A 14,222-nucleotide genomic window follows, 5' to 3' on the forward strand; every position below is an offset into this window, starting at 1 on the left:
AATCATAAAGGTACTAAAAATTATTGAGATTACCAACTTTTACAAAGACTTTCTTATCCCGAACTCAGGTTAATTAGATCAAATCAGTCAGTTGAAGCTAAAGTCAACAATATCCTTTACCAATATCATGACAATGTACGACCTGATAATGAAACGTTATATCAAGATTTCAAGAATTTCAAAGATAGGCTTTATGGATATGAACAATAGATTGCTGTAATAGTCAAATAGAAATGGTAGAAATTGCAAAAGAATGTGGCGCTTTACATTGTATAAGTTGGAATGTATATCTTCCAAAATAACATGTGAAAACGTAAATCACCACCTATGAGATATTTTTGTCCCTCGGCTATTTTCGACTATCTCGGGGGACAGCTGGGGGACAAAATGGGTGATAATCTGCAAATATCGAAGTTAAAAATCAAAAATCTGCAAAAACAGACAAAAAATTAATTGCTTGAACAAAGCAAATTATGAGCAATATTTGCAGATAATATGCTTTTCTTTGCAAAAAATCACTTTCCCACGCAGAATCTACTTTCCGATGCAGTATGAGCTAAATATGGAATTGAGCGTTTCTTGCGGGGTAATTTTTGCTTCGCCGGTAATTTCGCCCAAGTGCTCAATAACCATTCGGAGGTCTTCGGCAAGCAAGTCGCCGCTAAGTCCAAGGTTCATTGAATCGATGACACGTTGTAGGCTTTCGTCGGCATGGAGCAAAGCGGAATAATGCCTAACGGATGTTATGACGATGTCGCTCTCGGAGAGTTGAGGAATATTGGCTGCCTCAACTATTAGCTGCTCAAGCTTGGATATATTTGTGCCATACTTTGCGCTAATGTCGACCGATGAGGAGTTTTGAATATTGAATGTTGAATGTTGAATTGTCGGCTTCGCCGATGAGGAATTGTTCCATGATGAATTGGTGAGATCCATCTTGTTGCGCACAATGATGAGTTTCTTGCCTGCAACACGCTTCTTTATATCCTCTATCTCTGAAGCTTCAGGTTGCCTGTCGACAAGCCAGAGTACAATCTTGGCTTCCTGCATCTTCTGGTAGGTGCGCTCTATGCCTATATTCTCAACAACATCATCTGTATCGCGGATGCCAGCTGTATCGACGAAGCGGAACTGTATGCCATTGATGACAGTGGAATCCTCGATGAAATCTCTTGTCGTACCATGTACGTCGCTCACAATAGCCTTCTCCTCATGCAACAAATGATTGAGGAGCGTGCTCTTACCCACATTGGTGTTGCCAACGATAGCCACGGGAATGCCATTCTTAAGAGCATTGCCCACCTCAAAGGAACGGGCAAGCGCAAGGAGGCGCTTATGGATGTCATTGGCAAGGGTGTAGAGTTCGGAACGGTCGGCAAACTCCAACTCTTCATGGTCGGAGAAGTCGAGTTCCAATTCCAATAGCGATGTGAGCTTAAGCAGATGGGCACGAAGATCAGCCAACTCGTTGCTGAAGTGACCCTTGAGCTGACTCATAGCCATGTCGTGTGTTGCCTTGTTGGTAGAGCTGATAAGGTCGGCTACCGCCTCTGCCTGCGAGAGGTCCATCTTGCCATTTAGGAAAGCACGCTGGGTAAACTCGCCTGGTCCGGCAGGTACGCATCCATTCTCTGTAAGCAGAAGCATAACCTGCTGAAGCACATAGGCAGAACCATGGCACGAAATCTCGACAGAGTCCTCACCTGTATAAGAATGAGGCGCGCGGAATATGGACACGAGTACCTCGTCGACAACATCGCCATCAGAGTTGACGATATTGCCGAATGCGAGGGTGTAAGCCTTGCGCTCGGACAAAGAAAGACTGGAGCCGATAGGACGGAATATCCTATCGGCTATACTTATGGCTTCGGAGCCTGAGATACGAATAATGCCAATAGCACCACCAGGGGCGGTAGCGATGGCGCAAATGGTATTGTTGTTGAGCATTTAGATATTTACTTAAATACGTTAGTTCTTAAAACTGTGAATTGGAGCCGGAATGCGTCCACCACGGTCTACGAACGGCTGGCATGAGAAGGTGTTGACTGGCATGATGGGAGCATAACCCAAGAGTCCGCCAAAGTCGACCTTGTCGCCAACCTTCTTGCCAATGGCAGGAATGACGCGCACGGCTGTGGTCTTCTGATTAATCATACCGATGGCTGCCTCATCGGCAATGATACCAGCAATAGTTGTAGAGGGTGTGTCGCCGGGGATGGCTATCATGTCGAGACCTACAGAGCAGACACATGTCATAGCCTCAAGCTTCTCGATGGTGAGGGCACCTGCCTCTACTGCATCAATCATGCCCTGATCCTCGCTTACGGGGATAAACGCACCACTAAGACCTCCTACATAAGAAGAAGCCATGATGCCTCCCTTCTTCACCTGGTCGTTGAGCAAGGCAAGGGCTGCCGTTGTACCAGGAGCACCAGGATGCTCGAGACCTATCTCACGAAGAATGTCGGCAACTGAATCGCCTACTGCAGGAGTTGGAGCAAGTGAAAGGTCGATGATGCCGAACGGAATGCCAAGGCGACGTGATGCCTCCTTGGCTACAAGCTGACCTACACGTGTTATCTTGAAAGCTGTGCGCTTGATGGTTTCGCATAGCACTTCGAAGCTCTCGCCACGCACCTGTTCCAAAGCATACTTGACTACACCAGGTCCGCTTACACCTACGCTTATGACAGCATCGGGTTCGCTAACACCAAGGAAGGCTCCTGCCATAAAGGGATTGTCGTCAGGAGCATTGCACAAGACAACAAGCTTGGCACAACCGATTGACATACGTTCTTTGGTAGCCTCGGCTGTCTGACGCACAATGTCGCCCATAAGACGCACGGCATCCATATTGATACCTGTCTTGGTAGAACCTATATTTACCGAGCTGCAAATGAGGTCGGTCTCGGCGAGAGCCTTAGGTATGGAACGTATCATAAGCTCGTCGCTATGAGTCATACCCTTGGAAACTATGGCAGAATAGCCTCCGAGGAAGTTGACACCTACAGCCTTGGCTGCACGGTCGAGTGTACGTGCAAGTTCTACATAGTCGTCGGATGTCTTGCAGGCATTGCCACCCACAAGAGCTATAGGAGTGATGGCGATGCGCTTGTTTACGATAGGAACTCCAAGCTCCTTGGAAATCTGCTCGCCCGTACTGACAAGGTTCTTGGCGAGACGTGTTATCTTGTTGTAGATGTTCTGGCAGAGCGTAGGAAGACTGTCGCTCACACAATCCATGAGACTGATGCCCATGGTGATGGTGCGCACGTCGAAGTTCTCCTGCTCTATCATCTTGTTGGTTTCGATAACCTCATTGATATTTATCATGACGTGATTTTTTGTGTGTGATTAGATTCTGTGCATTACATCAAATATCTCCTCGCGCTGGCATTTCACCTGCACGCCTACACTCTCGCCAAGCTTGGTAAGTTCGTCGGCAGCCTGAACGAATGGTTTCTCCATTTTTGCCATATCAACAATCATCATCATGTTGAAATACTCCTGCACGATGGTCTGCGAGATGTCAAGAATGTTGACATTGTTGTCAGCAAGATAAGTACACACTTTAGCAATGATACCCTTGGTGTCCTTGCCTACTACTGTAATGATGGTTCTGTTCATAATTAATGTTAATTTGTTACTATTCTTGAAAATATTATTTTAGGGGTTGTGTTTGCTTTATAACTGAAGTTCCATATCGATTACATCAAGAAGTCGTCCAAACTTCTCGCCGACATTGTGGAAAAACGATACTTGAGTGAATCCCAAACTCTTGTGAAACTCAAGGCTTCCTGTGTTTTCGGCTGTAATGCAAGCTATAAGAACCCTGTAACCCAAACTGCGACACTCATCAATGACGTGCTGCATCAGAGTGGTGCCAATACCAGAATGAAATGCGTCGGGACTGAGATAGACGGTTGTCTCAAGTGTGCGTGCATAGGCGGCACGCTCCTTCCACTGATGTACATAGGCATAGCCTGCTACCCTACCCTGATGCTCATAAACGAAGTAGGGAAAACAGGAGGCTATGTCGTGGATACGATTGCGCATCTCGTCGACTGAAACAGGTTCGGTATCGAACGTGATGGTCGTGTCGACTATATACCTATTATATATTGCCACAATATCAGCAGCATCCTGTATCCTGACTTTTCTAATCATTTCGGTATTAACTTGCGAAAGTTCAATTTCTAACTTATTTATTGGACATAGCCTCTTTGACGTATCCATGGCGGTAGGCATAGAGCAACTGCTGCAAGTCGTTGATCTGCTTGGACAGTTCGCGACCTATGTCGGTATCGGCTACACGCATACGATGAGCTGACATCTCCACAATCTGGGTGGTTGACTTAATGTCGGTACATTTCTGTATGGCATCGAGGGTTGAGGTGAAAGGCTCATGCTGTACGAGTACAAATCCACGGCTGTGGTAGACAAGCGTGTATCCTGCAATACCAGTCTCCTTATGGTAAGCCTGTGAAAAACCTCCATCTATGACCATAAGCTTGCCATTGGCCTTGATAGGGTTCTCGCCATTGCATACATGCACGGGGACGTGACCATTGATGATATGGCGGTTCTCGCCTGTCACTCCGAATGCATCCATAATGTTGTCGACAATCTGCTCGTTGTCGCGCAACTTGAAGTAGTTGCCTTTCTCTTCATTGTGCGTTGCCTTGTCGGCTATGAAGTAGCGCTCGAAGGTGGCCATCTTCGACTTGTCGAAGAGCGGGCTGTCAGGACCACACCACAGATATAGGAAATAGTCGGTGGCATAGTTGCGTTCTTCAATACTTGAGTCGGACTGGAATGCTGTACGTATCATCATACCGATATTGTATAGCAAATCCTTGCCCGAACACTTCATGTCCTTTGCAATTTCGACTTCCTTCAATGTGCCGTCGGCATTAAGAGGAATAGAGGCATGGAAAAGCAGATTGTTGTTGTATATAGCATACATACAACCGTGCTGAAGAAGCATACGGATATGCTTGTGCAGCTTCTCTGACACCTGGAACGAATGGTTGAGCTTGTCCATAAGCTGCTTCTCCTCAGGTGTAAGGCGGTCGGGATGACGAGGGTCGATGGTTGGGAAGGAGTTGCTCTTAAGCTCATACTCCTTGCCATCAAGAAGTATAGTGCCCTTCTGATAGTCAATATTATTGAACAGCAGACGGTCGGACATATTCCAAGCCGGATTGCGCTTGATGATGGCTGCCTCCTCCTTAAACTGTATGATGGTAATAGCCTTGTGCATAAGGGCTGCCAGACGGGTGGTCTTCTGGTCGATACGTGCCGAATCGGCTGAGGCTATCTTGGGAACGAACTCCTCGCAAGGGTCGTCGCCATAGGTCTCCATAGCGAATGTGGCAAGGGGCACAAGGTTTATGCCATAACCCTCTTCGAGTGTGGCAAGATTGGCATAACGCAACGACAGACGAATGACATTGCATTGACAAGCACGATTGCCTGCCAAGGCTCCCATCCACAATATGTCGTGATTGCCCCATTGGATGTCCCATGAATGATATGACGCAAGAGTGTCTAATATGATGTGTGCACCAGGACCACGATCGTAAATGTCGCCAAGTATATGAAGCTGGTCGATAGAAAGGCGCTGGATTACGTTGGATATAGCCACTATGAAGTCGTCGGCACGACCTGTAGATATAATGGTGTCGATGATGACGTTGACGTAGTCGGCCTTGTTGGCATCGTCGGTACGCTCATGCAGGAGTTCCTGAATAATATAAGAGAAGTCATGAGGCAACGACTTGCGAACCTTGGAATGGGTGTACTTGCTCGCAACGAGACGACACACAGAAACAAGTTGGTGAAGCGTGATGCGATACCAATCGATGATATTGGGTTCTACCGCCTTGATTAACTCAAGCTTCTGATCGGGATAGTAGATGAGCGTGCAAAGTTCCTTCATGTCTGACTCGCGCATAGTGTTGCCGAAGAGTTCGTCAACCTTACGCTGGATGTTACCCGAAGCATTCTTCAAGATATGCTGGAATGCCTCGTACTCGCCATGAATGTCTGCAAGAAAGTGTTCTGTACCCTTGGGGAGGTGCAGAATAGCCTGAAGGTTGATTATCTCCATGCTTGCCTCAGAGATATTGGGAAACGACTGAGACAACAGATGAAGATACTTCATGTCCTGCTGTTTAGGGGGATGTATGTGTGCCATTTTAGTATAACCTGCTTTTATATTAGTTAATGATTTGTTTTTTCATTTCACTCACCACTTTTCCATCAATGCTGTCGATAGGCATAAAGCCTTCTGTAAGACTACTGTTGGATTCGAGCAACGCCATTGTGTAAGAGGCAAATTTGGACAGATGCATTTCATCAAGTGTATTACGCATGGATTTCTCGTCGTAATCGCTTTCTGTCAGCACTTGTGATGTCTCATCAAGTAATGACTGAGGAATGTTGAGCATCTTGAATCTCTGACGTATGTACATCAGACGTGTACATACGTCATGTATAGACTTGTCCTGGATATTGTATTTTGATAACTGACGACTTATACGATTGCGAACGGATGTGTCGTTTGACTGTATCGTATCGACATAAAGAGAACGGAACGACGCTACCATATCGTCAACCGAGATTGTAGAAGTAAATGCCGCATTCGTGATGACATGTATGGCGGAAGACTTGACTATGCCTGTCAAAAAATTCTGTTCTGTCTGTCCGCAAGCATGTACTACTGCACCTAAACGGACAATACGACGTATGGCATATAAAACATTAGGGGTATAGACCTGTCGACCATTACGATTTACTATACCAAGCATACCATTTATTGAGGTAAAGACAACGGGAATATCCTTGCTTCGATATTGCTCCACCAGCCGTACATTATGTATATTCCAAATGCCAAAAATGTGGACGATGTCGGGTGACATGTCCACAATATCTATCTGATCACAAACTGTAAGTCCGTGAACCAACATCTGCCACATCTCCATATTGATGCAAGAAGGGCTTGGCTTGGATGGTATGACGTATTTTATTCTCATATTATAATTTATGAGTAGTGAAATCGTATTGGTCGGCACGTGAATAACGAATGTTGGTAGACAACTGACGCCACACTATTGAAAGCTCGTAGAAGACTGTACGCCATGCAGGAATATCCTCACCATACTTTATGTACACCTTGCGAGCTATGAGCGAACGCAACACGATTGTCAGGACGATATACAAAGATGCTGTAGCAAGCAATATCCATCGTTGGGTCATTGCTGCCACAATTATGGATGCTATCAGAACAGCATAATTGGCATACATCATAGTCATATCGAAGTTGAACAGAATGCGTGGGGCTGCCGAACGGCTCAGAAACTTGCGTATATGAGCATAACATACATCACGATAGTGCCATTGCTTGGATGTAGGACTGTCTTCGCGTATCCATACATTCTCATCAGTAACAACACGTGTCTGCCCACGTTGGGCATACTTGTTGATGATGAAGTCGTACTCGCCATTCACAAGCTGAAGATTGCCACGATAGCCTTCCTGCGATATGAATTCAGAGCGACGGAACGCTATGTTTGTACCATTGACGCGATATGCCGTAGAACGTAAAGCACGACGCAACATATAGCACGACGTACGCAGACGGGCAAATCGATAATAGCCTCGTGAGGCTGAATCGTAGTTGCTGTAGCCTATAACAAGATTGGCATCGCTGTCCATACGTGAAGCAAGTGTCTTGAGCCACAGGTCGGACTGAGGACGACAATCGGCATTGACCATTACTATCCATTCGTTGTGTGCTGCCTTTACGCCTAATGCTACAGCAAGCTTCGACTTGCTCATAAAGAGCGAGCGGTGTGGAATGTATGTAGCATACAAATGGCCTTTCGACGCATATTGTTCAACAACAGTTTCTGTTGGCAAATCGCCTTTCTCACCTACTACGATGACTTCATAGCCTGGAGCATAGTCTTGTGTCAGTATGAGTGGCAGATTAGCGTCCAGAGCCTGTGCGTTGTTATTGGCAAGCACAAGCACCGTAAGCTGTGGCATGTCGCTATCGTCGACAGAGTGAGAAGCGTCCGAGTCGTCAGCCTTATCCGTCTTGCGAAAGAACGGATTGGCTACGACCGACACCACCATAAATATGGTGATAATAATGCATGAAATAATTGATAATGTATCAATAATCATATCTTATCTGAATTCTTCAGAAATGTATCCTACTGGCAAAGGACGGCAATTGTAACCACTTGCCATTATCTCGCCATAGGCTCCCGCAGAACGTATTGCAAGCAAATCGCCACGATGACACGTGTTGAGGTCGATAGCTTTGGCAAACACGTCGCTCGACTCGCATATAGGACCTACTACATCGTATGTCTGCTTTGGCTCATCGCTGCTGATGTTCTGAATCTTGTGCAGAGCCTGATACAGAGCCGGACGTATCAAGTCGGTCATTCCTGCATCAACAATAGCAAACTGCTTGTACGAGCCCTGCTTGACATAGAGCAAGCGTGTGATAAGCGTACCGCATTGTGCCACTACCGAACGTCCAAGCTCGAAGTGCAAGTGCTGGTCTTCACGCAGATGCAAATGCGAAGCATAGGTATTGAAGTAGTCCTTGAAATCGGGTATAGGCTCACGGTCGGGATTGTCGTAGCTTATGCCTAATCCACCACCCACATTTATGTTCTTAAGAAACACATTACGCTTGGCCAACAGACTCTGCAGTTCGTTGATACGATTGCACAAGGCCTTGAAGTCGCCCATGTCAAGTATCTGAGAGCCAATATGAAAATGGAGTCCGATAACATCGACATTGTCCATTGACATAGCCTCATCAATCACCTTGTCCATGTCTTGCATAGCAATACCAAACTTGTTCTCGGCAAGTCCGGTAGTGATGTTGGCATGGGTGTGCGCACCAATATTAGGATTGATACGGAACGCTACACGAGCCGTCTTGCCAAGTTTCTGTGCAAGACTGTTTATTACCTCAAGTTCGGCTATCGACTCCACATTGAAGCAGGCGATGTCGTTCTGGAGTCCGAGTTCTATCTCCCAATCACTCTTGCCTACACCTGCATACACAATACTGTCGGCAGGAAATCCTGCCTCAAGTGCCGCCTTTATTTCGCCGCCACTCACACAATCTGCTCCCAGACCATATTGTTTTATTATTTGCAGAATCTTCTGATTGGCATTAGCCTTAACTGCATAGTGGACATGATAGTTGGCATGTTTGCCACTTTCTTCCTTTATGGTCTGAAGTGTCTGACGCAGAAGTTGTGTGTCGTAATAGTAGAACGGCGTACGTATATCCTGAAATTTATCTACGGGGAACATTTCTTACTGATTTATATCTTTTACTTTTTGTTGAACAGAAGGTCTGAAAGGTTCTGCAGAGCACGAGCCTTGTCAGCTTCTCTTATTAAGAAGGAAATGTTGTAGTTGCTTCCTCCGTATGATATCATACGTACCGGAACAGTCTTCATGGCATCGAGAACGATAGTCTCAAAGCCCAGGTTGCTCCAGTCAAGATCGCCTACCACACATACAATACACATATCAGAATCGACAGTAACAGTACCATACTTCTTCAACTCGTCGACAATCTCATTGAGATGTGTAGTGTTGTCGATACTCATCGAAACGCCTACCTCACTTGTGGTAATCATATCGATAGGAGTCTGATAGCACTCAAAAATCTCGAATACCTTACGCAGGAAGCCTGTAGCGAAAAGCATGCGCGATGACTTAATCTTGATGGCTGTAATGTTGTCCTTAGCGGCAACAGCCTTAATCTTACCCTTCAGAAGCACATTATCGATAATGGTGCCTTCAGCCTTAGGATCGAGAGTGTTCTTAAGGCGTACGGGAATGCCGGCAAACTTAGCAGGCTGTACACATGTAGGATGCAGAATCTTTGCACCAAAGTAAGCCAACTCGGCAGCCTCCTCGAAGTTGAGCTGACGTATTGCCTCGGTATTGTCTACAACACGCGGGTCGTTGTTGTGCATACCGTCGATGTCGGTCCATATCTGAATCTCCTCGGCAGGAAGTGCTGCACCTATGAGCGAAGCTGTAAAGTCGCTTCCGCCACGCAGCAGATTGTCGACCTCGCCATAAGCGTTGCGACAGATGAAGCCCTGTGTAATATATATCTGGTAGCCCTCATTCTCCTTCATAATGGCACCCAGCTTCTCCTTAATATACTGTGAGTCAGGTTCGGCGTTCTTGTCGGTCCTCATAAAGTCGAGAGCCGAGAGCAGGCACACTTTCACACCCTGCTCCTCAAGATAGTTTGCCACCATATTGGTGCTCATTATCTCACCCTGAGCAACGATGTTCTTCTCCTCAAAGCTTGTGAACAAGTCCTTAGTGAAAGAACGCAGATAGTTGAATTCCGAAGCGAGGAATTCCTTTGTACGCTGCTTATATTCGTCTGTGGAGTATAGTTCCTCCACATGTTCCATATATTTTCTTTCGAGATTGTTGATTACATCATTAGCTCCATCCGAATTCTTCTTGTAGAGATAGTTTGAAATCTCGACAAGCGAGTTGGTTGTTCCCGACATTGCCGAGAGGACAATAAAAACCTGTTCGCCCGATTCTGACACCATTGACGCTACCGCCTTCATGCGTTCCGGTGTTCCTACGGAGGTTCCTCCAAACTTCATTACTTTCATAGTGTGTGTATTTTTATTTGTTATTTTCCTTATTTGTTTTATCTGTCATCTCTATCAGTTTTCCATTCTCGCATTTGTACACGTGTCCAGGAAAACGTTCAATCAATCCGTGGTTGTGAGTTGAGATTACAACCGGAGTGCCGGTATGGCTTATTTCATATAGCAGTCCGACTATCTTCTCTGCTGTATCCGGGTCAAGATTGCCGGTAGGCTCATCTGCGATAATCACCTTAGGATGGTTGAGCAGAGCTCGTGCTATGGCTATGCGCTGTTGCTCACCACCAGACAGTTCGTGCGGACATTTCATCTTCTTGTCCTCCATGCCTACAGCCGCCAGAACGTTGTCTATACGGTCGTCAATCTCCTTCTTGTTCTTCCATCCTGTAGAATGGAGCACAAACTCCAGATTCTTGTAGATGTTACGGTCGTGAAGCAATTGGAAGTCCTGAAAGATGATGCCCATATCACGGCGTAGAGCCGGTACGTCCTTGCGCTTCAACGTTGTCAGGTCGCGACCGAGCACATTGGCTGTCTCGGCATCGTTCTTGTCGATGTCCACCTCACAATATAGGGTTTTAAGCAGAGTCGACTTTCCAGACCCCACTTTTCCTATTATATAAATAAACTGGTCAGCATCCACATGAAAGTCAACGCCTTCGAGAATCATTTCGTCAGCCTGATAGATATTGACCTTGTTATATTCTATCAACATAATATGTTTTTTGAATTCTTATATTTTAATGTTTGTGCCAACTTGGAGCATGTCGCTCCTTAAGTTCCTTGGCAATGTCTTCTATTCGCAGTCCCTTGCTTGTAAGCAATACTATCAGGTGATAGAACATGTCAGAAGCCTCATATATGAGTCGGTCGTTAGTGCCGTTGGTAGCCTCGATTACAGCCTCAAGAGCCTCCTCGCCTACTTTCTGTGCCATACGGTTCAATCCATCCTTGAATAGCGATGTAGTGTATGAGCCTTCGGGCATCTCCTCGTGTCGCTTGTTGATGAAGTCCTGCAGCTCAGTCAGGAACAACAGAGGGTTGGCATCATTGGTCTCACCCCAACAAGTGTCAGTACCGAGGTGGCAAGCCGGTCCGGTAGGATTAACCCTTACCAGAAGCGTGTCGTTGTCGCAATCAACTTTAATGTCTACAAGATTGAGAAAATTTCCGGATGTCTCGCCCTTAGTCCACAAGCAATTGCGTGAGCGACTCCAGAAAGTCACCTTGCCCGTAGCCATTGTCTTCTCGTAGGCTTCGCGATTCATGTATCCAAGCATCAACACATTACGAGTTGTATTGTCTTGTATAATAGCAGGAACGAGTCCGTCCGTTTTTTCGAAATCTATATTCATAACCAATATTTTAATGAGGTTGTTTTATATTCTTGTTTTTACACCCTTTTCATTCAGAAACCGTTTGAGTTTCTTTATGTTTATCTCGCCGAAGTGGAATACACTTGCAGCAAGAGCAGCATCTGCCTTACCTATAGTGAAAGCATCGTAGAAGTGCTGCATACTGCCTGCTCCACCACTAGCTATGATTGGTATTGGCAACGTTGATAGTTGTGCCAATGCCTCGTTGGCATAGCCAGTCTTCACTCCGTCGTGATTCATACTCGTAAAGAGTATTTCGCCAGCTCCACGATCGGCTACTTCAGCAGCCCAATCAAAAAGGCGGTGTTCGGTACGCTCTCGTCCACCCTTCACATAGCAATACCATTCGCCATTGGCCTCCTGACGTGCGTCAATAGCACAGACACACACTTGCGAGCCGAACTTTGACGATATTTCGTTTATCAGTTGCGGGTTGCGTATAGCTGCAGAATTGACACTGACCTTGTCGGCTCCTGCATACAGCAGTCGTTCGACATCCGCGAAAGCATTAATACCACCACCCACAGTAAAGGGTATGTTTATTACTTTAGCTACCTTTTCCACCATCTCGGTGAATGTATTGCGTCCTTCTACACTTGCTGTAATGTCAAGAAACACAAGTTCGTCGGCTCCTTCTGCACTATATCGTTTGGCAAGCTCCACAGGGTCGCCAGCATTACGCAGATTCTCGAAATTGACACCCTTAACGGTTTCTCCGTCTTTCACATCAAGGCATGGTATGATTCTTTTGGCAAGTCCCATAATCGTTCATTATTTTATGAGGTGACTTATACGGTTAATGTCTATGCGGCCTTCGTAGTATGCCTTTCCGAATACTACAGCAGGAATACCTGCCTCATCGAGAGCGATAATGTCATCAGCCGACGACACACCGCCACTTGCTATGAGATGCAGATCGGGGAAGTGCTTCATTATCTTCCGGTACAGTTCTATAGATGTACCTGCAAGTGCGCCGTCCTTTGAGATATCGGTACACAACACCTTGCTAACACCTTTGGCTTTGTAGAAACCAATAAAATCGAAAATGTCACGTTCGGTATGTTCCAGCCATCCGTTTATGGCAATCCTGCCGTCAAGAACGTCAGCACCCAGAATTATACGTTCCGGTCCGTATCGTTTCAGCCATTCGGAAAACATCTGCGGATTGGTATATGAGATGCTTCCTATTGTCACCATCGAGGCTCCATTATCGAATGCCGTATCCATGTCGTCCTGTGTCTTAATGCCTCCGCCGAAGTCTACCGTAAGGTTTGTAGCTTTACATACTTCGTTTAGTACGTTAGCATTTACCACATGTTTCGATTTCGCTCCGTCCAAGTCTACCATATGCAGTCGCTTGAATCCGGTCCGTTCCAGTTCGGCAGCCATATCTATTGGCTTGCCATACACTTTCTTCTGCGAATAGTCGCCTTTTGTCAGTCTCACGCATTCACCATTGATAATGTCGATGGCAGGTATCAGTTCTATCATACGCGTTCAATGAAGTTTCTTAATATCTTTTCGCCCACACCACCGCTTTTCTCCGGATGAAACTGTGTTGCGTAGAAATTATCCTTTCTCAGAGCTGCGCTGAATGGCAGAGTATAGTCAGCCACAGCAACAGTATATTCGCAAACCGGCACATAAAAGCTATGTACGAAATACACGAAATCGTCTTCGCTAATATGTTCAAACAGCTCTGTTTTCAGGCTATATATATTGTTCCACCCCATAGCCGGCACTTTTTCCGAATTGTCAGTCGGTATAAACCGCTTCACATCTACAGGAAATATTCCAAGACAATCGGTATTGTCCTCTTCCGAATGTCGGCACATAAGCTGTTGCCCTATACATATTCCAAGTACAGGCTGCCGCAAGTCGCATATCAGTCTGTCGAGCTTGTGTTCTTTCAGATACTTCATTGTCTCGCCGGCAGCCCCCTGTCCAGGGAATATTATCTTGTCGGCCGATTGCAAGACTTCTGGAGAATCTGTTATAACAGGATTGCACCCGATGCGTTGCAAGGCGTTCACTACCGACCTGATATTACCAGCATTATACTTGACTATAGCTATCTGCATAAGCTTTGTGTTTTGTTGAGATACATAAGGCTTCATGCCCATTAAGCATGAAAATTTGACATATTAGGGGTGCTATC

Annotated in this window: 14 protein-coding genes; all 14 read right to left on the reverse strand. The window is 45.9% G+C overall.

Annotated elements, in window-relative coordinates; all coding sequences use genetic code 11:
* Positions 1-534: 534 nt before the first annotated feature.
* The 14 genes from mnmE to hisH are packed head-to-tail and all read right to left on the reverse strand — an operon-like array spanning position 535 to position 14,145.
* A complete protein-coding gene (gene mnmE / locus I6E49_RS02225; protein ID WP_235400196.1) occupies positions 535-1,947 on the reverse strand; it encodes a tRNA uridine-5-carboxymethylaminomethyl(34) synthesis GTPase MnmE in 1,413 nt (470 codons plus the stop codon).
* Between the two features lie 21 nt (positions 1,948-1,968).
* Entirely contained in the window at positions 1,969-3,333 is a 1,365-nt protein-coding gene (locus I6E49_RS02230) for a PFL family protein (RefSeq protein ID WP_235400197.1), read from the reverse strand.
* A 21-nt stretch (positions 3,334-3,354) separates the two neighbouring features.
* On the reverse strand, positions 3,355-3,627 hold the full coding sequence (locus tag I6E49_RS02235; protein WP_235400198.1) for an ACT domain-containing protein: 273 nt from the start codon (positions 3,625-3,627) through the stop codon (positions 3,355-3,357).
* 57 nt (positions 3,628-3,684) lie between these two features.
* Positions 3,685-4,167 carry a GNAT family N-acetyltransferase gene (locus I6E49_RS02240; RefSeq protein ID WP_235400199.1) on the reverse strand — a complete coding sequence of 161 codons (483 nt, stop codon included), beginning with the start codon at positions 4,165-4,167 and terminating at the stop codon, positions 3,685-3,687.
* A gap of 34 nt (positions 4,168-4,201) precedes the next feature.
* A complete protein-coding gene (locus tag I6E49_RS02245) occupies positions 4,202-6,199 on the reverse strand; it encodes a fructose-1,6-bisphosphatase (protein ID WP_235400200.1) in 1,998 nt (665 codons plus the stop codon).
* A gap of 22 nt (positions 6,200-6,221) precedes the next feature.
* Positions 6,222-7,037 carry a hypothetical protein gene (locus I6E49_RS02250; protein WP_235400202.1) on the reverse strand — a complete coding sequence of 272 codons (816 nt, stop codon included), beginning with the start codon at positions 7,035-7,037 and terminating at the stop codon, positions 6,222-6,224.
* A 1-nt stretch (position 7,038) separates the two neighbouring features.
* Positions 7,039-8,193, reverse strand: a complete 1,155-nt coding sequence (locus tag I6E49_RS02255) for a glycosyltransferase (RefSeq protein WP_235400204.1) — start codon at positions 8,191-8,193, stop codon at positions 7,039-7,041.
* A gap of 3 nt (positions 8,194-8,196) precedes the next feature.
* Positions 8,197-9,348 carry a diaminopimelate decarboxylase gene (gene lysA / locus I6E49_RS02260; RefSeq protein WP_235400206.1) on the reverse strand — a complete coding sequence of 384 codons (1,152 nt, stop codon included), beginning with the start codon at positions 9,346-9,348 and terminating at the stop codon, positions 8,197-8,199.
* 20 nt (positions 9,349-9,368) lie between these two features.
* Positions 9,369-10,691 (reverse strand): aspartate kinase, encoded by a 1,323-nt coding sequence (locus I6E49_RS02265; RefSeq protein WP_235400207.1) that lies wholly within the window; start codon positions 10,689-10,691, stop codon positions 9,369-9,371.
* Between the two features lie 13 nt (positions 10,692-10,704).
* Positions 10,705-11,403 (reverse strand): cell division ATP-binding protein FtsE, encoded by a 699-nt coding sequence (locus I6E49_RS02270; protein WP_235400208.1) that lies wholly within the window; start codon positions 11,401-11,403, stop codon positions 10,705-10,707.
* 25 nt (positions 11,404-11,428) lie between these two features.
* Positions 11,429-12,043, reverse strand: coding sequence for a bifunctional phosphoribosyl-AMP cyclohydrolase/phosphoribosyl-ATP diphosphatase HisIE (gene hisIE, locus I6E49_RS02275; protein WP_235400209.1), 615 nt, complete (start codon positions 12,041-12,043; stop codon positions 11,429-11,431).
* A 24-nt stretch (positions 12,044-12,067) separates the two neighbouring features.
* Positions 12,068-12,826, reverse strand: a complete 759-nt coding sequence (hisF, locus tag I6E49_RS02280; RefSeq protein WP_235400210.1) for an imidazole glycerol phosphate synthase subunit HisF — start codon at positions 12,824-12,826, stop codon at positions 12,068-12,070.
* A 9-nt stretch (positions 12,827-12,835) separates the two neighbouring features.
* Positions 12,836-13,555 carry a 1-(5-phosphoribosyl)-5-[(5-phosphoribosylamino)methylideneamino]imidazole-4-carboxamide isomerase gene (gene hisA / locus I6E49_RS02285; protein WP_235400211.1) on the reverse strand — a complete coding sequence of 240 codons (720 nt, stop codon included), beginning with the start codon at positions 13,553-13,555 and terminating at the stop codon, positions 12,836-12,838.
* On the reverse strand, positions 13,552-14,145 hold the full coding sequence (gene hisH, locus I6E49_RS02290; RefSeq protein ID WP_235400212.1) for an imidazole glycerol phosphate synthase subunit HisH: 594 nt from the start codon (positions 14,143-14,145) through the stop codon (positions 13,552-13,554). The genes hisA and hisH overlap by 4 nt, the downstream gene beginning before the upstream one ends.
* Between the last annotated feature and the right edge of the window lie 77 nt (positions 14,146-14,222).

This window comes from Leyella stercorea (assembly GCF_021531655.1).

Coding starts and splice junctions, on each gene's coding strand:
- I6E49_RS02240 (WP_235400199.1), bottom strand. CDS start 4,167: ATGATTAGAAAAGTCAGGATACAGGATGCTGCTGATATTGTGGCAATA.
- I6E49_RS02230 (WP_235400197.1), bottom strand. CDS start 3,333: ATGATAAATATCAATGAGGTTATCGAAACCAACAAGATGATAGAGCAG.
- hisH (WP_235400212.1), bottom strand. CDS start 14,145: ATGCAGATAGCTATAGTCAAGTATAATGCTGGTAATATCAGGTCGGTA.
- hisIE (WP_235400209.1), bottom strand. CDS start 12,043: ATGAATATAGATTTCGAAAAAACGGACGGACTCGTTCCTGCTATTATA.
- hisF (WP_235400210.1), bottom strand. CDS start 12,826: ATGGGACTTGCCAAAAGAATCATACCATGCCTTGATGTGAAAGACGGA.
- I6E49_RS02235 (WP_235400198.1), bottom strand. CDS start 3,627: ATGAACAGAACCATCATTACAGTAGTAGGCAAGGACACCAAGGGTATC.
- I6E49_RS02265 (WP_235400207.1), bottom strand. CDS start 10,691: ATGAAAGTAATGAAGTTTGGAGGAACCTCCGTAGGAACACCGGAACGC.
- I6E49_RS02255 (WP_235400204.1), bottom strand. CDS start 8,193: ATGATTATTGATACATTATCAATTATTTCATGCATTATTATCACCATA.
- I6E49_RS02245 (WP_235400200.1), bottom strand. CDS start 6,199: ATGGCACACATACATCCCCCTAAACAGCAGGACATGAAGTATCTTCAT.
- lysA (WP_235400206.1), bottom strand. CDS start 9,348: ATGTTCCCCGTAGATAAATTTCAGGATATACGTACGCCGTTCTACTAT.
- mnmE (WP_235400196.1), bottom strand. CDS start 1,947: ATGCTCAACAACAATACCATTTGCGCCATCGCTACCGCCCCTGGTGGT.
- hisA (WP_235400211.1), bottom strand. CDS start 13,555: ATGATAGAACTGATACCTGCCATCGACATTATCAATGGTGAATGCGTG.
- I6E49_RS02250 (WP_235400202.1), bottom strand. CDS start 7,037: ATGAGAATAAAATACGTCATACCATCCAAGCCAAGCCCTTCTTGCATC.
- I6E49_RS02270 (WP_235400208.1), bottom strand. CDS start 11,403: ATGTTGATAGAATATAACAAGGTCAATATCTATCAGGCTGACGAAATG.